Genomic DNA, 17,895 nt, shown 5'->3' with positions numbered 1-17,895 from the left:
CTCCAGCTTGGCCTCGCCTCCTGCCTCTCGGGGTCAGGCGCGGCGCGGAACCGCCCGCCACCCGGCGGCGTCGTCCCGTACCCTGCCCTCGACCTCCAGCGTTCCGAGCACTCCGATGACGGCGCCCACCGCCAGGCCGGATCGGGCGGCGATGTCCCCCGGCGTGCGCGACACCCTCGTGGCGAGAGCGTCGAGCACTCGCACCGTCTCCGGGCTGTCCCTGGGCCCGTTGTCGCCCGCTGCACTGCGTTCGGTCAGCTGATCATCGCATGCAGCGCCGTCCGGATCGGCACCGGCCGCCGCGACTGCTGCCCCGCTCGGCCGCCCGACGAGCTCAGCGATCTCCCTGGCGTTCGTGACGCACACGGCGTCGTACTCGCGGAACAGCCGGTGGCATCCGGCCGAGGCGGGAGAGGTGACCGGTCCCGGAAAGGCACCGAGCGGTCTTCCCAGGGACGACGCGTGGCCGGCTGTGTTGAGCGAACCCGATCGGGCTCCGGCCTCGACGACCACGGTCGCATCGCTGCACGCCGCGATCAACCTATTTCGCTGCAAGAATCGCCATTTTGTGGGTGCCGCGCCGCACGGCAGTTCGGAAAGCACCAGTCCGTGCTCCGTGATGCGACGCAGGAGGTCGTCATGGCCCGCCGGGTAGAAGCGGTCGACGCCACCTGCGAGGAACGCGAGCGTGAGTCCGCCCGCCGCCAGCGCCGCGCGGTGCGCCATGCCGTCGACGCCGTAGGCCGCTCCCGACACGATCGCGTATCCGAGACCGACGAGTCCCGCCGATGCCTCACCTGCGATGTGCTCGCCGTAACCTGTAGCTGCACGGGCACCGACGAGCGCCACACCGGCACGCTCCTCAGCGAGGAGAGTGGCGTCTCCGCGGGCCCACAACGCGATCGGTGCGTGCGGACCGAGGTCGTCGGCGCCGCCGGGCCATGGACCGCGATCGGTGCCGGGCACGAGCATCCGTGCTCCGACGCGCGCGGCGAGCAGCAGAGCGCGTTCCACATCGCCCGAGCGCATCCGAGGCCGCCAGCGGTCGAGCCCAGCCTTCAGCTGGCTCGTTTCCTCCGCGTCCGCCGCCGGGTGATCCGGCCCACGCGGCGTGTGAGACGATGCGAGCGGCGTCGCCGCCAGCGGGAGCGGCCCGGCCACCCCTTCGGCCGCTCGAGTACTCTGCTCCGTCGCACGGCTGCTCTGCGCATCACGAAGCGCGAAACGCAGCGCCTCGGCGGCGCCGCGCTCGGCGACAAGGGCGCCGGCCGTTCCGTCGCCCGGTTCCGTGATCACGGACCAGGCTGCCCGTGCGAAGCGGTCAGCCACCTCGCGATCGTCGAGATCGCTCTTCTGGACGGCGGAGACGCCCGTCACGAGCTCTCGCACGTGCGACTCGTCGAGTCCGAAGACGGTCATCTCGCGATTCCCTTTCTGAGATAGAGGGCGGTGCCGATGTGCTCGGCGCTGGGATGCTCGGCTCCTGCGACGTCGGCGATCGACCACGCGAGCCGCAGCGACCGGTCGTAGCCGCGCATCGTGATCGCGCCGCGTTCCAGAGCCCGGTCGAGCGCGCACGTCGCACCGCGGGGAAGCATCCGGGCGCTCTCTCGCAGCCAGGAACCCGGCACCTGAGCGTTGGCGTTCCATGGTGTGCCCGCCAGGCGAGCAGCGGCCGCTTCCCGTGCTAGGACGACCCTGGCCCGGGCATCGGCCGTGCTCGTGCGGGGCGTTTCGGACGCGAGCTTCAGCTGCGCCGCCGTCACACGGCGAACCCCGAGGCGGATGTCGACCCGGTCGAGCAACGGGCCGGAGATCTTGCCCAGATACCGTCGGATGGCGGAGGGAGCGCACGTGCAATCGCCGTCGCCGACGTTGTACTGTCCGCACGGACACGGGTTGGCTGCCATGATGAGCTGGAACCGGCCGGGAAACGTCGCCGTCGCGTTCGCACGGTGAATGCGGATCTCGCCCGACTCCAGCGGCTGCCGCAGAACGTCGAGCACCGAGCTCGGGAACTCCGGCGCCTCGTCGAGGAAGAGCACGCCGTGTGCGGCCCGCACCGCGGCTCCTGGACGGATCTGGCCGCTGCCGCCACCCACGATCGCCGCAGCCGTCGCGGTGTGATGCGGTGCTTCGAAGGGTGGCCGGGTCACGAGGCCGGTGACCGAGCCACCGGACAGCGAGCGGATCGAGGTGGCCTCGAGCGAGGCATCCGTGTCGAGATCGGGAAGAAGCCCCGGCAGCCGTTCCGCGAGCATCGTCTTTCCCGCACCTGGTGGTCCGAGCAGGAACATGTGGTGTCCGCCCGCCGCGGCGATGATGAGTGCCTCGATCGCCTCGTCGTTGCCGACGACCTCGGCGAGATCCGCGTGCGCCGCACCGGTGTCATCCGGAACCGCTGTCGACGCCCATGCCTCGACGGGAACCGGGTCGAGCTCGGCCCCGTGCCGGATCGCCGCATCCCGCAGCGACGCCACCGGGATGACCTCCATGCCGGGCACGAGCCGCGCCTCTTCCGCGTTCGCGGAGGGAACCATCACTCGCCCGAGACCTGCGCGAGCGGCTCCGATGACCGCGGGAAGCACGCCGGGGGTGGGTCGCAGCCTGCCGTCGAGCCCGAGCTCGCCGAGATGGACCGTGGATGCCACGGAGTCCGGCGGCACGTCTCCTGCCGCTGCTAGGGCGGCCAGCGCCACGCCGAGGTCGAATCCGCTGCCGTGTTTGGGAAGGGCCGCGGGCGACAGGCTGACCGTGAGCTTGCGCGAGGTGATCGGCAGGCCCGAGTTCGACGCGGCGGCCCGAACGCGATGGCGGGACTCGCCGAGCGCGGCATCCGGTAGCCCGATCACCGAGAAGGCCGGGAGCCCGGGCGAGATGTCGGCCTCGACGTCGACGACATACGGAGTGAGTCCGACCAGGGCGATCCCCTTCGTGCGCGCGATCGCCATCAGCACACCCCGATCAGGTGCTCGATGACGACATCTCGATCGGCGATGCCTGCCGGTGCCAGCACGGCGATCGCGTCGATGCGCAACGCGCCAGGAGGATGTTCGGCAGCCTCGCACCAGATGCCGGCGAGCAGACGCAGCCTGGCGGCCTTCACCGGGGTGATCGCGTCGAACGGATGCCCGTACACCGTCGATGAACGCGTCTTGACCTCGACGACCGCCACCTCGCCCCGACGCTCGGCCACGATGTCGATCTCACCCTGCGGGCACCGCCAGTTGCGCGCGATCACCCGGTAGCTGCGCGCCTTCAGGTAGCGGACCGCGAGCTCCTCGCCGCGCCTGCCCAGTTCATCCTTCTTCGCCATCGGTCGCCTCCACCGCAAGCGTGGCGGGAGGAAGGCATCCGAAATCGCTGAAGACGGCTCTATCGGGACAACCCGGTTCCGGGCGAGCCTGTGACCGGGAAGTCGCGCGCTTGAACTGTGGAGAAGCGCAGCCGCGTCACCTTGGGGACGGAGCCCGCGTCGGACGCCTACTCGTCGAGCGCGAGTTCCTTCGGGAGCTCGAACTCCTTGCTGGAGAGCTCCTCGATGTTGACGTCTTTGAACGTGAGCACGCGAACGGATTTCACGAATCGGTCGGCGCGGTAGACATCCCAGACCCAGACGTCGTGCATGGTGATCTCGAAGTAGAAGTCGTTCGCGGTGTCGCGACGCACGAACTCCACCTCGTTCGCCAGGTAGAACCGGCGCTCGGTCTCGATCACGTACTTGAACTGCGAGACGATGTCGCGGTACTCGCGGTACAGGGCAAGCTCGACCTCGCGGTCGTAGTCGTCGAATTCGTCCTCGTCCATTTCCGACAAGTCTAAGGGTGTTCCAGGTCAGGCCGCGGTCTCGTCCGCGTCGGCCGCAGCCGAGACGTCGAGGGTCGCGTCCTCGCCGAGATCGAGCTCCAGCTGCACCTCTCTGCGTTCGCGGTGCAGCCAGGTTCGACGGTGCAGTGCGCTCGGGCCGAGCCGATCGATCGCCTCGAAGTGCGCCTCGCTCGCGTACCCCTTGTTGCTCGCCCAGGCGTAGCCGGGGATCACGGCATCCTGCTCGATCATGATCGCGTCGCGGTGCACCTTCGCGATCACGGACGCCGCGGCGACCGACGCACAGGACTGGTCTGCCTTGATGCGCGACACGACGGGAACTCGCACCGGAAGCGCCCTGGAGAGGTAGTCGTAGTTGCCGTCGAGGATGATCGTGCCCGCCGTAAGCGGCGCACCGGCGGCCTGCAGAGCCGCGAACGCCCGTGCTCCGGCCATGCCGAGGCAGGCCATGATGCCGTACCTGTCGATCTCCTCGGCGGATGCGAGACCCACAGCGTGGTGGCGCACCCACCGCATGCACAGCGGCGCGAGCTCCTCGCGCTTGGGCTCCAGCAGCAGCTTGGAATCGCGCAGACCCTTCGGCCAGCGGCCGACCTCGGCGTCGACGACGACCATGCCGACGGCCACCGGCCCGGCGAGTGCACCGCGGCCGACCTCGTCGCATCCGATCACGACGGCGCTTCCCGCAGTGTGCAACTCGGTCTCGAACCGGTAATTGGGGGCGGGAAGCCGTTTGCGCTTGCGCGCGGGCTTCACCGCAGAGCGCGCCGGTGCGCTCTCGGCCGGAGCCGCGTCGACCCACGTGGGGGCATCCGTTGCTTTCACTGCCACGCCTTCGACGTTACTTCTTGGTGTCCTCGACGCCGCGGAACACGTCCGGATAATTCGAGAGCCAGGTCCAATGGCTGATCGGCCAGCTGATCAGGATGGCTCGGCCGACGACATCCTTCTCGGGTACGAACCCCTTCCCCGGCAGGTTCTGGTTGCGCGAGGAGTCCTGAGAATCCCAACGATTGTCGCCCATCACCCACAGATCCCCCTTGGGAACGGTGACCTTGAAGTGCAGCGACGCAGCCTCGTTCTCGCCGGGCGGCAGCTTGATGTACGGCTCGTTGAGCGGGGATCCGTTCACGCTCAGCTGGCCGAGCGCGTTGCAGCACGAGACGTGGTCGCCCGGGACGCCGATCACGCGTTTGACCAGGTGGTCGTCGCTGTCCGGAGCGGCCAGCCCGATCAGCGAGAGCGCCCACTCGATCGGGTTCGTGTTCGTCTGCTTCTCGGTCGACGGGGGCAACCATCCGCCCGGATCGGTGAAGACGACCACGTCGCCGCGATGGATCGGCATGAGGTTCGGCTCGAGCTCGTTCACGATGATGAGGTCGTTGATCTGGAGCGTGTTCTCCATGGAGCCGGAGGGGATGTAGAACGACCGGACGATGAACGTCTTGATCAGGAACGAGACGAGGATCGCGACCAGGAAGATGATCAGCAGGTCGCGCAGGAAGTACTTGATGCTGCGCTGTTTGGTCTTCTTCTCCGATGCGGCGCGGTCTGACCGCCTCGACAGGGACTCGTCGTGCCGGCCGGGCAGAGATTCGTCTGTCATCTGTGTGTGAATTCCCGCCCTCGAACACTCGAGCCGGCCCCTCGAACGACCTGAGCTCCCGCCCCATCATATCGGCGACTGAGGCGAGAGCCGGGCGACCTTGGTCGCCTGGCCGAGCCGAGTGAGCCGGTGAGCGGCGGAGCCGCGATAAGGGGGCGGGAGCTCGGGTCGTGATGCGCGGAAAGCGCGGTTTACGCCTCGCGCTTCTCCTTGATCTTGGCCTTCTTGCCGCGCAGCTCGCGCAGGTAGTAGAGCTTGGCGCGGCGCACGTCGCCTCGGGTGACGACCTCGATGTGGTCGATCACCGGCGAGTGCACCGGGAAGGTGCGCTCCACGCCGACCTGGAAGCTGACCTTGCGCACGGTGAAGGTCTCGCGCACGCCCTCGCCGCTCCTGGCGATGACGACACCCTGGAAGACCTGGATGCGAGAACGGTTGCCCTCGGTGATGTTGACGTGCACCTTGACGGTGTCGCCCGGACGGAACTCGGGGATGTCGCTGCGCAGCGAGGCGGCGTCGACGGCGTCGAGGATGTGCATGATGATTCGCTCTCTGCGTCCGCCACCGGTCGAACGCGGATCAAGTGGATGAAGAATGTGGATGATGCGCCGTTCGCGCTTCTCGACGAAGCGCAGTGCGTGACTCCCCGGAGGCAGAGCACGTGCCGCGGCACGGTCTTCCATTCTGCCACGAAGCGGATGCCCGGACAAAACGCCGCCGGGCAGTACCGGCGGCAGCGCTCAGCGACCCGGCTCGTGCACGATGATGACGTCGCCGTCGTCCGGTCCACGACGCCGACGCGGCTCGTCGGCCGGTTGCTGCGGCGCACCGGGATGGGCGGACGCGCGTGCCACGGCCGATGAGACCCGATCACTCCACTCGTGCACGAGCTCCCATAGCGTGAGCCAGAACATTCCGATGCCGAGCACGACGGCGGTGAGGCCGAACGCGAGGCCCGTCGCACCGAAGAAGCCGAGGCCCACGAGGGCGAGATGGAAGGCGAGGGTGGCTGCGACATCCCACCAGCCGAGCGCCCTCTCCTCGCGCACACGAGGACGCAACCTCGTGAGCCCGGCAAGCACAGCGAGAAAGACGAAAAGCACCCCGGAGCCGAGGAAGAGCAGGAAGAACCCGCCGGCCCCGCCGCCGAAGACTCCGAAGCCCACCAGGAGCCAGAGCGGCAGCACCGGGACGGCGAACAACTGCCATCTCAGAAGAGCCCTGCGGAGCGCCATGCGGCAAGGCTAGGCGCCGGCCTTGCGCGTCGGCTGGGAAGGCGGAGGAGTTCGCCGAGGGCGTGATGCGAGTGCTCAGTCCTCGCTGAGCAGATCGGGACGCACGCGCCGAGTGCGCTCCAGCTGCTGCTCACGCCGCCACGCCGCTATCGCCCCGTGGTTGCCGCTGAGCAGCACGGAGGGCACCTCGCGACCGCGCCAGACGGGCGGTTTCGTGTACGACGGGTACTCGAGGAGGCCGTCCTCGTGGGACTCCTCGACCAGACTCTGCGGATTGCCGACCACCCCGGGGATGAGCCGCGCGATCGCCTCCACCATGGCGAGTGCTGCCACCTCTCCTCCGTTGAGGACGTAGTCGCCGAGGCTGACCAGCCGCACGCGTGCACGGGAATGCGCGTCGTCGAAGACGCGCTGGTCGATGCCCTCGTAGCGTCCGCATCCGAACACGAGGTGCTCCTCCTCGGCCAGATGCCTCGCCATGCGCTGCGTGAAGACCTCGCCCGCGGGAGACGGGAAGATGACGACGGGATCGCCGTCGAGAACGGCACTCTGCACATCTTGGACGCCAAGAATGGCGTCCAAGGCCTCCCCCCATGGCTCCGGTTTCATGACCATTCCGGCGCCGCCGCCGTAGGGCGTGTCGTCGACCGTGCGGTGACGGTCGTGCGTGTACGTGCGCAGGTCGGTCACGCGCAGATCGATGATGCCGTTCTGCCTGGCCTTGCCGAGCAGCGAGATGTCGAGGGCGTCGAAGATCGCGGGGAATATCGTCACGATGTCGATGCGCACATCGTGAAGTCTAGGAGGGGCCGGAACGTCGGTCGGGTGCGCTAGCCCGAGAACCGGCACGCGTCAGGCGCGGGCCAGGATCGCCTCCACGTCGACGCCCGACGGGAGTGTGCCGTACAGCGCCCCGCGGTCGCCCGCGAGGCGAGAGGCGCAGAACGCGTCGGCGACGGCATCCGGTGCACCCTTGATGAGCACCGCGGCTTGAAGCGCGACCGCGAGGTCCTCGGCGAGACGGCGGGCGTCGAAGGCGACGTCATCCGGTTCCCGGCCGGATGCCTGTGCGAGCCGCTCGTCGATCGAGCGCAGCGCCTCGGCGAGACGACGGTCGGCGGACGCGGCGGACGCGAGCTCGTCACGGACGGCGGCGACGGCATCCGGTTCCCTGAACAGCACCCTGAGGATGTCGAGCGCCATGACGTTTCCCGAGCCCTCCCACACGGCCATGACCGGTTGTTCGCGATAGCGGCGTGCCAGCGGGTAGTCCTCGGTGTAGCCGTTTCCGCCCAGGCACTCCAGCGCCTCGTAGGCGTGACCGGGTCCGCGCTTGCAGATCCAGTACTTGGCGACGGCTGTCGCCAGACGGCGGAACGCGACCTCGGTGTCTGAGGCATCCTCGTCGTGCGCTCGCGCCAGCCGCAGCCCCAGCGCGGTCGCCGCCTCCGACTCCAGTGCGAGGTCGGCGATGACGTTGCGCATCAGAGGCTGGTCGATCAGCGTGCGACCGAACGCGGAACGGTGGCGCACATGCCAAGCGGCCTCTGCGACGCTCTGGCGCATGCCGGCCGCTGTGCCGAGCACGCAGTCCAGTCGGGTGCGAGCGACCATCTCGATGATCGTGCGGATGCCCCTTCCCGGCTCTCCGACGGCGTACCCTACGGTGCCGTCGAACTCGACCTCGCTCGACGCGTTCGACCGGTTGCCGAGCTTGTTCTTCAGCCGCTGGATGTGGAAGACGTTGCGGGTTCCGTCGTCGAGCATGCGCGGCACGAGGAAGCAGCCGATGGCGGCATCCGTCTGCGCGAGCACCAGGAACGCGTCGCTCATCGGTGCCGAGCAGAACCATTTGTGTCCGGTCAGGAGCCAGGCGTCGCCTGCCTGTCGAGCCACCGTCGTGTTGGCGCGCACGTCGCTACCGCCCTGCTTTTCGGTCATCGCCATGCCGAACAGCGCGCCCGGCTTGCCCGGCACGAGCCGTCCGTCGTACTCGCGGCTCAGGATGCGCGGCATCCACTTCGCGGCGAGCTCCGGCTGCTGCCGCAGCGCCGGGACGACCGCGTGGCTCATCGAGATCGGGCAGGCGTGTCCTGGCTCGATCTGAGCGAACAACATGAACGCGGCGGCGCGGGCGACGTTGGCGCCGGGTCTCGGCCGAGCCCATGCCGAGGTGTGCGAGCCGTGAGCGACCGCCGCCGCGATGACGCGGTGATAGGACTCGTCGTACTCGACCTCGTCGATGCGGATGCCGTGCCGATCGAACGCGTGAAGGACGGGCTCGCGCGTGTTCGCCAGCTCCGCGTCGCGCTGGAATCCGCCACTGCCGACAAGGGTTCCGATGGTGCTGAGCTCGTCGATCGCCCACGCCGCGTCGTGCTGTGCAACGCCCTCCACGAGCGCAGCGTTCGTCGTGAACTCGTCGATGCCGACGCGATCGGGCGTCTGATTGGTCACGTCGTGCGTGAGGTGCGGTGCCGGTCTCGCCATCGAAACCCGTCCTTTCGGCCGAAGGGTGCGCATCCATCCTCGCCCAGCGCGGGACGGGGGCGCACTCTCGGGGCGACGCTCGCGGACTCTCGGATGGACGGTCGCGCACCCCTCGGCAGGGCGGGCGCGCGTAGTCGACGGACGGGAGCGGGTTGTCGACGGGACCGGTCAGGCGGCGAGCGCGATCTCGATGTAGCCGGCCACGATCCGGGTGGGATACGTGGCGAGGGCGGGGCCCGGCTCGCTCAGGCACTCCCCCGTCGCGAGGTCGTACACCTGCTTGAGCAGTGGCGACGCCACCGTGGTGCGCTCACCCTTCGACCCGACGATGCCCCTGGCGATCACCGGGGCCGAGGTCTTCGGGTCGATGTGGTCGACCGCGTACAGCTCACGGTCGTCGAGACGGAACAGGGCGACCTGTCGCTCGGCGACCAGCACGGCCTCGCCCCAGCCGTTCTCGAGGTCATCGATGCGGCAGACCCGTTGCCAGGGATTCACCGGTGCCACCGGCGCGGTGCGGGTGGCAGGCGGCTCGACGGTCAGCGTCATCGTGCGCTCCTCTCGGCCGGCGAGCGGATGTCCGACTGAAGTGCGGGCATCCGTCACGCCATCGATCGTGATGTCGCGACCGACGGTAGGGGCCGCGTGTTACGGCCGATCGCACGGGCGTTTCGCGTGCGTGAAGTCCACCTCACCGCGGGCATCGGCGCCGTGAAGGTCCGCTGTAACCGCCGTTCACAACCGCGAAAAGCGCTCGAAACAGGACGCTCCTAGCCTCGAGCACAGTTCGGGCACAGCGGCCGTGCGCGCCGGACGCGAACGTGGGCCGGCGGTCGACGCACTCCGATCCGCGGCAGGCCCGTCGGGAGGGGACCGCCCATGACGAACACAGAAGACACCGGGCAGGCTCGGTCGGCACGCCGCGTCGTGGTGATCGGCGCCGGCCCTGCTGCGCATCGCCTGGTCGACGCGGTCGCCTCGCGCGACGAAGCCGGCAGCGTTCGCCTCACGGTCATCGGCGAGGAGCCGCATCTTCCCTATGATCGTGTCGCGCTCAGCCACCGGCTGCACGGGCCGGAGGACCTCACGCTCCAGCCGTCCGCCGTGTGGAGCGATGGTCGGGTGAGCCTGCGCACCGGCGTGCGGGCGACCTCGATCGACCGTCACGCGCGGATCGTGCAGACGGATGCCGGCGAGCGCCTCCCCTACGACGAGCTCGTGCTCGCGACCGGATCGAGCGCCCCGGTCCCCGGGATCAGGGGCAGCGAGCACGCACGTGTCTATCGCACGATCGACGACGTGGACGCGCTGGTCGCCGAATGCGAAGACGTGCGCGAACGGCTGGGACGTGCGGCGAAGGTGCTCGTCGCGGGAGGCGGGCTGCTCGGGCTGGAGGCGGCGGGTGGGTTGGCGCAGCTGGGCGCAGAGGCATCCGTCGTGCACTCCGGCGGCTGGCTGATGTCGGCCCAACTCGACGAGGGCGCAGGGCAGGCGCTGTCCCGGCTCATCGCGCAGCGCGGCATCCGACTGCACCTCGGCACGCGTCCGCAGAAGATCTTCGCTGACGAGGCCGGCGTCCGCGCGGTCAAGCTCACGAACGGGCAGACCGTCGACGCCGACATCGTGGTCTTCGCCATCGGCGTGACGCCGCGCGACGAGCTCGCGCGCGATGCCGGCCTCGAGCTCGGCGAGCGCGGCGGCGTCGTGATCGGGACGGACTGCCGCACGTCCGACCCGCACGTCTTCGCGATCGGCGAGGTCGCCAACGTGTTCGGCCGGTGCGTCGGGCTGGTCGCTCCCGCCAACGCGATGGCCGAGACCGTCGCCGATCGGCTTCTCGGCGGTGACGCCGAGTTCACGACCATCGACGACGCGACGAGCCTCAAGCTCTCCGGAGTGGACGTGGCGAGCTTCGGCGACACCCTCGGCTCCACGCCCGGCGCGCTCGAGATCGTCTACGCCGATCCCGCGCGCGGCCTCTACCAGAAGATCGTGGTCACACAGGACGCGGCGACGCTGCTCGGCGGTGTGTTCGTCGGCGACGCCGCACCGTACTCGGCGCTGCGCCCGCTGCTCGGCAGACGACTCTCGGCCGAGCCTGCCGCGTACCTCTCAGCGGGTGGGGAGTTGCCGGAGGGGACCGACCTGCCCGCCGACGCGCTGGTGTGCTCGTGCAACAACGTCTCCGTCGGTGCCGTGCGCGACGCGGTTCACTCCGGAGGCGACGACGGGGCGGGATGCCACGACCTCGGAGCGCTGAAGGCGTGCACGCGGGCCGGGACGCAGTGCGGTTCCTGCGTTCCGCTCGTGAAGAAGCTGCTGGAGAAGGAGCTCGCCTCCGCAGGGATCGCCGTCTCGAACGCCATGTGCGAGCACTTCCCGATGAACCGCCAGGAGCTGTTCGAGGGCGTGCGGATGCTTTCACTCGCCTCGTTCGACGACATCGTCGCCCGATTCGGCGCCGGCCGCGGCTGCGACATCTGCAAGCCGGCGGTGGCATCCATGCTCGCCAGCCAGCAGGGCGGATACATCCTCGACGGCGGTAGAGGCACGCTGCAGGACACGAACGACCGGGCCCTGGCCAACATGCAGAAGGACGGCAGCTACTCGGTCGTTCCGCGCATTCCGGGTGGCGAGATCACCCCGCAGAAGCTCGCCGTCATCGCGGCTGTCGCCGAGGAGTTCGGCCTGTACACGAAGATCACCGGCGGTCAGCGCATCGACCTGTTCGGAGCGCGCCTCGATCAGTTGCCCGATATCTGGCGCAAGCTCGTGGCCGCCGGCTTCGAGTCCGGCCACGCGTACGGCAAGGCGCTGCGCAATGTGAAGAGCTGCGTCGGATCCACCTGGTGCCGGTTCGGTGTGCAGGACTCGGTGGGCATGGCGATCCGTCTCGAGCTGCGCTACCGCGGGCTGCGCGCCCCGCACAAGCTGAAGTTCGGAGTGTCGGGATGCGCGCGCGAGTGCGCAGAGGCGCGCGGCAAGGATGTCGGCGTGATCGCCACCGCGGAGGGCTGGAACCTCTACGTCGGCGGCAACGGCGGGATGCAGCCCGCCCATGCTCAGCTGCTCGCGTCGGATCTCGACGACGAAACGCTCATCAGGTACATCGACCGCTACCTCGTGTACTACATCCGCACCGCCGACCGCCTGCAGCGCACTGCCAGGTGGATGGAAGACCTCGACGGCGGCCTCGAGCACGTGCGCAGCGTCGTGGTGGACGACTCGCTCGGGCTCGCCGATGAGCTGGAGGCGACCATGCGCAGGCACGTCGACGACTACGAGGACGAGTGGGCGGCCACGCTCGCCGACCCCGATCGGCTCAGGCGCTTCCGCTCCTTCGTCAACGCGCCTGACGCGCCGGACACCGGGATCCCACGGGTGATCGAGCGCGGCCAGGCGCGGCCCGCCAGGGCCGACGAGAGAGGCGGGGCAGACAAGCGCGACGAAGCGGTGGCGCTGGGCATGCCGAGCGTGCGGACTGCGCCATCGGAGGTCGCGTCACGGTCGGCCGAGGAAGGCGCTCGACCGTGACCGGCCGAACCACCGATGCCGTAGGTGAGGTCACACTCGTCGGCGGCGGTCCCGGCAGCCCCGACCTCATGACGGCGGGCGGGCTCGAGGCGCTACGACGCGCCGACGTCGTGCTCTACGACCGCCTCGCCCCGCACGACCGGCTCGCCGAACTCGCTCCGCAGGCGCTGCTCATCGACGTCGGCAAGCGGCCGGGCCACCACGCCGTTCCGCAGGACGAGATCGAACGGATGCTCGTGCGGCACGCCCTCGAGGGATCCCGGGTCGTGCGGCTGAAGGGCGGAGACGCCTTCGTGCTGGGTCGAGGCGGCGAGGAGGTCGCCGCCTGCCGAGGGGCCGGTGTGCCGGTACGGGTCATCCCAGGAGTGACGAGCGCGACGGCGGTGCCGGCGGCAGCGGGCATCCCGCTGACCCACCGCGGAGTAAGTCACCTCTTCACCGTCGTGTCGGGCCACGCCCCGCTCACCGACGATGAACACAAGCACCTCGCAGGCCTCGGCGGAACGATCGTCGTTCTGATGGGCGTCGGCACGCTGCCCGGTCTCGTCGCCGGGCTGGCGCGCCACGGGTTGGATGCCGGTACTCCGGTCGCGACGATCGAGCGCGGCTTCTCGCCCGACCAGCGCACCACGATCTCGGACCTCGGCGGCATCGTGACCGCCTCGGCTGCGGCCGGGGTGAGCTCGCCCGCCGTCGTCGTGATCGGCGAGGTCGTGCGGCTGGCGACCGCCGGCGACGGTGCACAGCTGGCCCGTGCGCACGAGCTGGCCGCCGTCTCGACGGTCAATGTCGCCGGCGCGGAGCCGGCTCGCGCATGACGGAGATCGCAGCAGTGCCGGGCTTCCGTCCCGACCAACTGCACGGATTCCGCATCGGTGTGACGAACGACCGGCGCAGTACCGATCTCATCGACGCATTCGAGCGGCGCGGCGCTCAGGTGATGCACGCGCCCACGATCCACATGGTCAACGCTGCGGATGACGACCCCGTCATCGCCGACACCCACACGATCATCGAAGCACAGCCGGAGCTTCTGCTGGCGACGACGGCGTACGGCATCCGTCGCTGGTTCGAGGTGGCGGATGCCTCGGGGCTCGGAGACGCACTCCTGGCCGCGCTGGCGCGAGCGGACATCCTCGTTCGCGGGCCGAAGGCACGAGGCGGAGTGCGCGCCGCCGGGCTCGACGACGCCGGAATGAGCGATGAAGAGACCACCGCTTCGCTCGTGGACCGGGTGCTCGAGCGGTACGAGTCGGCGCTCACGATCGCCGTGCAGGTGCACGGTCAGACCGACGAAGCCCAACTGGAACGGCTTCGCAGCGCCGGCCATCGCGTGCTCACCGTTGCTCCATATCGCTGGCAAGCTCCGGATGCGGCTGACTGGCGGGTGCAGCGGCTCATCGAGGCCGCGTGCAGCGACCAGCTCGACTGCATCACGTTCACGAGCGCGCCCGCCGCTGAGGCACTCCTCGACGCGGCCGATGAGCACGGGCGACGCGACGAGCTCCTGGATGCCTTCACCGACAACGTGATACCGGCGGTGGTCGGACCGGTCACCGCCGCGCCCCTGATCGCGGCGGGCCTGCGACCCATCCAGCCGGAGCGATTCCGCATGGGCGCGCTCGTTCGCCTCGTGTGCGAGGAACTGGAGAGCCGAGCGGCGCACGGTCTTCCCACCGCTCACGGCGACCTGCAGTTGCGCGGCACCGTCGTGCGGATCGGCGAGCGTGCGGTTCCCCTCACCCCCGCACAGCTGGCGGTGTTCCGGCCGATCTTCCGCGCAGGAGGGGCCGTGGTGCCGCGCGACCGGTTGTCGCGCATCCTCGTCGGCGCCCCAGACGACCACGTTCTCGACATGGCGCTCAGCCGGCTGCGGTCGGTGCTCGATGCGCCTGGGCTGGTGTCGACGGTGGTCAAGCGCGGGTACCGCATCAACGTCCTGGACGACTGACGCGTCGCCTCACCGCGCCGCGGCGGCCCGGTGCGGACAACGTTCCGTCGCGGTTACCGCGGGCGCGATCCGCCGAAACGACGCCTTTCTAGCGTCGTCGTATCCCGTTCCCCTGCCATCTCAGGAGGTCCCCATGACGGAAACGCTCGACGCAGGCATCCCGGCCGCCCACTCCACCGCTCGCGCCGCCCTCACCCGGCGGTCGGGCCGCTGGATCGATGGCTGGAATCCGGAGGATGCCGGGCAGTGGGAGCACGAGGGCAGGGCCATCGCCCGACGGAACCTCGGCTGGTCCGTGTTCGCGGAGTTCCTCGGGTTCGTGGTCTGGCAGCTCTGGTCCATCGTGGTCGTGCTCCTGCCCGGTGCGGGCTTCCACCTCACCACGACCGAGAGCTTCTGGCTGATCTCGCTGCCCAGCCTCGTCGGGGCGACACTGCGCATCCCGTACTCGTTCATGGTCCCGCTCGTCGGCGGGCGGAACTGGACGATCATCTCCGCGGGTCTCCTGCTCATCCCCGCCGTCGGCCTCGCACTCGCGGTCAGCTCACCGTCGACACCGTTCTGGGTCCTCCTCACCGTGGCAGGGCTCGCCGGTTTCGGCGGCGGCAACTTCGCCAGCTCGATGTCGAACATCACGTTCTTCTTCCCGCACGCGCAGAAGGGCTGGGCGCTCGGCCTCAACGCCGCGGGTGGCAACCTCGGGGCGGCCATTGCCCAGTTCACCGTTCCGATCGCCGTCGCACTGACCGCGGGCCTCGGACTCGGTGTGGCCGGCTGGATTTGGGTTCCGCTCATCGTGGTCGCCATGATCGGTGCCTGGAAGGGCATGGACAACCTGTCGAGCGCACGCAACGACTTCACCGCATCGCTGTCCGCCCTGAGGGAACCGCATCTGTGGCTGCTCGCGCTTCTCTACATCGGCACGTTCGGCTCGTTCATCGGCTTCTCGGGCGTTTTCCCGAAGCTCATCGCCGATCAGTTCCCGGCCTTCGCCACCATCCCGATCGGAACGATCGCCGTCTCGCTCGCCTTCCTCGGCGCGCTCGTCGGCTCCCTGAGCCGGCCGTACGGCGGCAGGCTCGCCGACCGCTTCGGCGGCGCGAAGGTGGCGGCCGCCTCGTTCACCGCCATGGGTGTCGTCGCGTTGTCGGTGGTGCTCACGATGCCGCTGAAGTCGTTCTGGCTCTTCCTCGGCTGCTTCCTCGTGCTGTTCGCCGCCAGCGGGGTGGGCAACGGCGCGACGTATCGCATGATCCCCACCGTGTTCCTCGCAACCAGCGGGGCGAGCGCACCGGATGATCCGCGCGCGAAGGATGCCCAGCGCCGGTCCGCCGCAGCGCTCGGCCTCGTCTCCGCGATCGGCGCGTACGGCGGCTTCGTCATTCCGCAGGTGCTGAGCGCGTCGGCGGCGGCGACCGGCGGATACGCATCCGCCTTCCTCTGCTTCGTCGCTGCATACGCCGTGCTGCTGATCGTGACGCTGACGGTCTACGCCCGGCCGCGCGGACGACTGGCGGGACACCGCATCTGATGCGGGTGCTCGTCGTCGGCGCCGGTCCGGTCGGAGCGCGGCTGGCCGAGGAGCTGCTGCCCGCCGCGCGTTCGGGAGCGATCGCGCTGACGGTCGTGGGTGCGGAGCCCGTGGCCGCGTACAACCGAGTGCTCGTGGCCGAACACGCTGTGGGAGCCGTTCCGCTCCAGGAGATCATGCTGCAGGATGCGGACCAGCTCACCTCGGCGGGTGTCGATCTGCGGCTGGGCGCCCGGGTCATCGGAGTGAACACCGCGCATCGCACCGCGACCATCGACGACGGAACGACCGAACCGTACGACCTCGAGTACGACCGCATCGTGTTCGCGACCGGTGCACGGGCGAACATCCCGACCTTGGAAGGGGTATCGCGCACCGCAGGCTCCGACGCGCAGCGTCACGTGGTCACGCGTGCGGTCGGAGCCGATGACCGGTTGCCGCGAGGAGTCACTGCGCTTCGAGATCTTGCCGATGCGGCCCGTGTCGCCGAAGCCGTCGACCGACGTGACCGCATCGTCGTGCTCGGTGCGGGGGTGCTCGGGCTGGAGTTCGCCCTGCTCGCCGCACGCACCGGATGCGACGCGGTGGTCGTGCATCACGGTGCGACTCCGATGCCGCGGAGCCTCGACCGCGGGGCGGGCCTCACGTTGGCGCGATTGCTGCGCGCGGCCGGCGTGACCGTACTGCCGCACTCGCGAGCGGAGGCGATCGCCGTGCGGCACGAACCCGATGGCGAGGCACGATTCGACGCGCTCATCACGGCCGACGGCAAGCACGTGCACGGCGGCCTGCTGGTGCTCTCCTGCGGCGTCGGCGCCCGCACAGAGCTCGCCGCGCTCGCGGGACTGCGCGTGGGACGCGGCATCCTCGTCGATCGCACGCTCACCTCGTGGAGCGATCCGAACGTGCACGCCATCGGTGACTGCGCACACGTCGCTGAACCTCCCGCGAATGATCGCGGAGGCACGGTTCCCGGCGGTCCGAGCGGACTCGTCGGCCCCGGCTGGCAACAAGCGGACTGGCTGGCCGAGCGGCTGACGGCCGAAGCATGCGGGCATCCGTTCGACCGGCAGCCTCCGGCCCAACGACCCGCGATCGTCATGCTGAAGGGCGAGAACGTCGAGTGCGTCGCGGTGGGCGATGTCTCCCCCGAGCCGTGGGACAGCGTGCCGGAAGGCGGGCGCAGCGTGGCGATGTGGGCCGATCCAGAACACGGCGCCTACGTCAAGACGGTGACCGATCACGGCGTGCTCACGGCGTTCGCGGCGGTCGGGATGCCCAGGACGGCCGCCGAGCTCACGCTGCTGTTCGAGCGCGGCGCAGAGCTGCCGGCCGACAGGTCGCTGATGCTTCGCTACGACGGGGTGTACCACGACGCGGCGGAGTCCACGGATGCCGGCCCCGAGGCTACCGTCTGCTGGTGCAACGGCGTCAGTGCCGGGCGCATCGCCGATGCCGCCGTTGCCGTGGGAGAAGACCAGCGCGGCGTGTGCACCGTTGCGGATATCGGTGCCGCGACGCGTGCGGGTACGGGATGCGGTGGGTGCCGCGGTCGTATCCAGTCGATTCTCGACGGGCTGGCGAAGGACGGGCTCGCGGGCGACCGCGCGGCGGCCCGGGTGTCGGTATGAAAGATACTGAACGGCCCCGTGATGCCGGCACCCCGACGCATTGCCCGTACTGCGCGCTGCAGTGCGCGATGACGCTGAGCGCACCGAAG

16 protein-coding genes are annotated in these 17,895 nt (G+C 69.6%); 5 read left to right on the top strand and 11 right to left on the bottom strand.

Features of this window, described 5'->3' with window-relative positions; genetic code table 11:
- Positions 1 to 33: 33 nt before the first annotated feature.
- The 11 genes from ACTHNC_RS12990 to nirD all read right to left on the bottom strand — a co-directional run bounded on the left by ACTHNC_RS12990 (position 34) and on the right by nirD (position 9,708).
- Positions 34 to 1,419: a DNA-processing protein DprA gene (locus tag ACTHNC_RS12990; protein ID WP_440295027.1), complete on the bottom strand. Its 1,386-nt coding sequence runs from the start codon at positions 1,417 to 1,419 to the stop codon at positions 34 to 36.
- The gene (locus ACTHNC_RS12985) at positions 1,416 to 2,951 is read right to left on the bottom strand and encodes a YifB family Mg chelatase-like AAA ATPase (RefSeq protein WP_440295026.1); all 1,536 of its coding nucleotides are present in this window, start codon (positions 2,949 to 2,951) and stop codon (positions 1,416 to 1,418) included. The genes ACTHNC_RS12990 and ACTHNC_RS12985 overlap by 4 nt, the downstream gene beginning before the upstream one ends.
- On the bottom strand, positions 2,951 to 3,316 hold the full coding sequence (locus ACTHNC_RS12980; protein ID WP_440295025.1) for a YraN family protein: 366 nt from the start codon (positions 3,314 to 3,316) through the stop codon (positions 2,951 to 2,953). The genes ACTHNC_RS12985 and ACTHNC_RS12980 overlap by 1 nt, the downstream gene beginning before the upstream one ends.
- Before the next feature lie 167 nt (positions 3,317 to 3,483).
- Complete coding sequence (locus ACTHNC_RS12975) at positions 3,484 to 3,807, bottom strand: DUF2469 domain-containing protein (RefSeq protein WP_170024148.1); 324 nt, start codon at positions 3,805 to 3,807, stop codon at positions 3,484 to 3,486.
- Positions 3,808 to 3,834: 27 nt separating this feature from the next.
- Complete coding sequence (locus ACTHNC_RS12970) at positions 3,835 to 4,659, bottom strand: ribonuclease HII (protein ID WP_440295024.1); 825 nt, start codon at positions 4,657 to 4,659, stop codon at positions 3,835 to 3,837.
- Positions 4,660 to 4,669: 10 nt separating this feature from the next.
- Positions 4,670 to 5,434: a signal peptidase I gene (gene lepB, locus ACTHNC_RS12965; protein ID WP_440295023.1), complete on the bottom strand. Its 765-nt coding sequence runs from the start codon at positions 5,432 to 5,434 to the stop codon at positions 4,670 to 4,672.
- A gap of 191 nt (positions 5,435 to 5,625) precedes the next feature.
- Positions 5,626 to 5,973 carry a 50S ribosomal protein L19 gene (rplS, locus tag ACTHNC_RS12960; protein ID WP_440295022.1) on the bottom strand — a complete coding sequence of 116 codons (348 nt, stop codon included), beginning with the start codon at positions 5,971 to 5,973 and terminating at the stop codon, positions 5,626 to 5,628.
- 201 nt (positions 5,974 to 6,174) lie between these two features.
- The gene (locus ACTHNC_RS12955; RefSeq protein WP_440295021.1) at positions 6,175 to 6,669 is read right to left on the bottom strand and encodes a hypothetical protein; all 495 of its coding nucleotides are present in this window, start codon (positions 6,667 to 6,669) and stop codon (positions 6,175 to 6,177) included.
- Positions 6,670 to 6,744: 75 nt separating this feature from the next.
- Positions 6,745 to 7,458 carry a tRNA (guanosine(37)-N1)-methyltransferase TrmD gene (gene trmD, locus ACTHNC_RS12950; protein WP_440295020.1) on the bottom strand — a complete coding sequence of 238 codons (714 nt, stop codon included), beginning with the start codon at positions 7,456 to 7,458 and terminating at the stop codon, positions 6,745 to 6,747.
- Positions 7,459 to 7,521: 63 nt separating this feature from the next.
- Entirely contained in the window at positions 7,522 to 9,159 is a 1,638-nt protein-coding gene (locus ACTHNC_RS12945) for an acyl-CoA dehydrogenase family protein (RefSeq protein WP_440295019.1), read from the bottom strand.
- A 168-nt stretch (positions 9,160 to 9,327) separates the two neighbouring features.
- The gene (gene nirD / locus ACTHNC_RS12940; protein ID WP_440295018.1) at positions 9,328 to 9,708 is read right to left on the bottom strand and encodes a nitrite reductase small subunit NirD; all 381 of its coding nucleotides are present in this window, start codon (positions 9,706 to 9,708) and stop codon (positions 9,328 to 9,330) included.
- A 330-nt stretch (positions 9,709 to 10,038) separates the two neighbouring features.
- Here nirD and nirB point away from each other — a divergent pair, with 330 nt between their 5' ends.
- From nirB to ACTHNC_RS12915, 5 genes are all read left to right on the top strand, one after another.
- Complete coding sequence (gene nirB, locus ACTHNC_RS12935) at positions 10,039 to 12,693, top strand: nitrite reductase large subunit NirB (protein ID WP_440295017.1); 2,655 nt, start codon at positions 10,039 to 10,041, stop codon at positions 12,691 to 12,693.
- Positions 12,690 to 13,511 carry a uroporphyrinogen-III C-methyltransferase gene (gene cobA, locus ACTHNC_RS12930; protein ID WP_440295016.1) on the top strand — a complete coding sequence of 274 codons (822 nt, stop codon included), beginning with the start codon at positions 12,690 to 12,692 and terminating at the stop codon, positions 13,509 to 13,511. The genes nirB and cobA overlap by 4 nt, the downstream gene beginning before the upstream one ends.
- A complete protein-coding gene (locus tag ACTHNC_RS12925) occupies positions 13,508 to 14,644 on the top strand; it encodes a uroporphyrinogen-III synthase (protein ID WP_440295015.1) in 1,137 nt (378 codons plus the stop codon). Before cobA ends, ACTHNC_RS12925 begins: the two co-directional genes overlap by 4 nt.
- Before the next feature lie 133 nt (positions 14,645 to 14,777).
- Positions 14,778 to 16,175 carry an MFS transporter gene (locus ACTHNC_RS12920; protein WP_440295014.1) on the top strand — a complete coding sequence of 466 codons (1,398 nt, stop codon included), beginning with the start codon at positions 14,778 to 14,780 and terminating at the stop codon, positions 16,173 to 16,175.
- Positions 16,175 to 17,806, top strand: coding sequence for an NAD(P)/FAD-dependent oxidoreductase (locus tag ACTHNC_RS12915; protein WP_440295013.1), 1,632 nt, complete (start codon positions 16,175 to 16,177; stop codon positions 17,804 to 17,806). Before ACTHNC_RS12920 ends, ACTHNC_RS12915 begins: the two co-directional genes overlap by 1 nt.
- Positions 17,807 to 17,895 lie beyond the last annotated feature (89 nt).

It is taken from the genome of Humibacter sp. (assembly GCF_051954055.1).
In the GTDB taxonomy this organism is placed as follows: Bacteria; Actinomycetota; Actinomycetes; order Actinomycetales; family Microbacteriaceae; genus Humibacter.
The sequence above is the reverse complement of the archived record's forward strand: the minus strand, read 5'-3'. Positions and strand labels throughout refer to the sequence as shown.

Excerpts from the sequence above, each read along its gene's own strand:
- ACTHNC_RS12990 (WP_440295027.1), bottom strand. The coding sequence starts at position 1,419 with ATGACCGTCTTCGGACTCGACGAGTCGCACGTGCGAGAGCTCGTGACG.
- ACTHNC_RS12985 (WP_440295026.1), bottom strand. The coding sequence starts at position 2,951 with ATGGCGATCGCGCGCACGAAGGGGATCGCCCTGGTCGGACTCACTCCG.
- ACTHNC_RS12980 (WP_440295025.1), bottom strand. The coding sequence starts at position 3,316 with ATGGCGAAGAAGGATGAACTGGGCAGGCGCGGCGAGGAGCTCGCGGTC.
- ACTHNC_RS12975 (WP_170024148.1), bottom strand. The coding sequence starts at position 3,807 with ATGGACGAGGACGAATTCGACGACTACGACCGCGAGGTCGAGCTTGCC.
- lepB (WP_440295023.1), bottom strand. The coding sequence starts at position 5,434 with ATGACAGACGAATCTCTGCCCGGCCGGCACGACGAGTCCCTGTCGAGG.
- rplS (WP_440295022.1), bottom strand. The coding sequence starts at position 5,973 with ATGCACATCCTCGACGCCGTCGACGCCGCCTCGCTGCGCAGCGACATC.
- ACTHNC_RS12955 (WP_440295021.1), bottom strand. The coding sequence starts at position 6,669 with ATGGCGCTCCGCAGGGCTCTTCTGAGATGGCAGTTGTTCGCCGTCCCG.
- ACTHNC_RS12945 (WP_440295019.1), bottom strand. The coding sequence starts at position 9,159 with ATGGCGAGACCGGCACCGCACCTCACGCACGACGTGACCAATCAGACG.
- nirD (WP_440295018.1), bottom strand. The coding sequence starts at position 9,708 with ATGACGCTGACCGTCGAGCCGCCTGCCACCCGCACCGCGCCGGTGGCA.
- nirB (WP_440295017.1), top strand. The coding sequence starts at position 10,039 with ATGACGAACACAGAAGACACCGGGCAGGCTCGGTCGGCACGCCGCGTC.
- ACTHNC_RS12925 (WP_440295015.1), top strand. The coding sequence starts at position 13,508 with ATGACGGAGATCGCAGCAGTGCCGGGCTTCCGTCCCGACCAACTGCAC.
- ACTHNC_RS12920 (WP_440295014.1), top strand. The coding sequence starts at position 14,778 with ATGACGGAAACGCTCGACGCAGGCATCCCGGCCGCCCACTCCACCGCT.
- ACTHNC_RS12915 (WP_440295013.1), top strand. The coding sequence starts at position 16,175 with ATGCGGGTGCTCGTCGTCGGCGCCGGTCCGGTCGGAGCGCGGCTGGCC.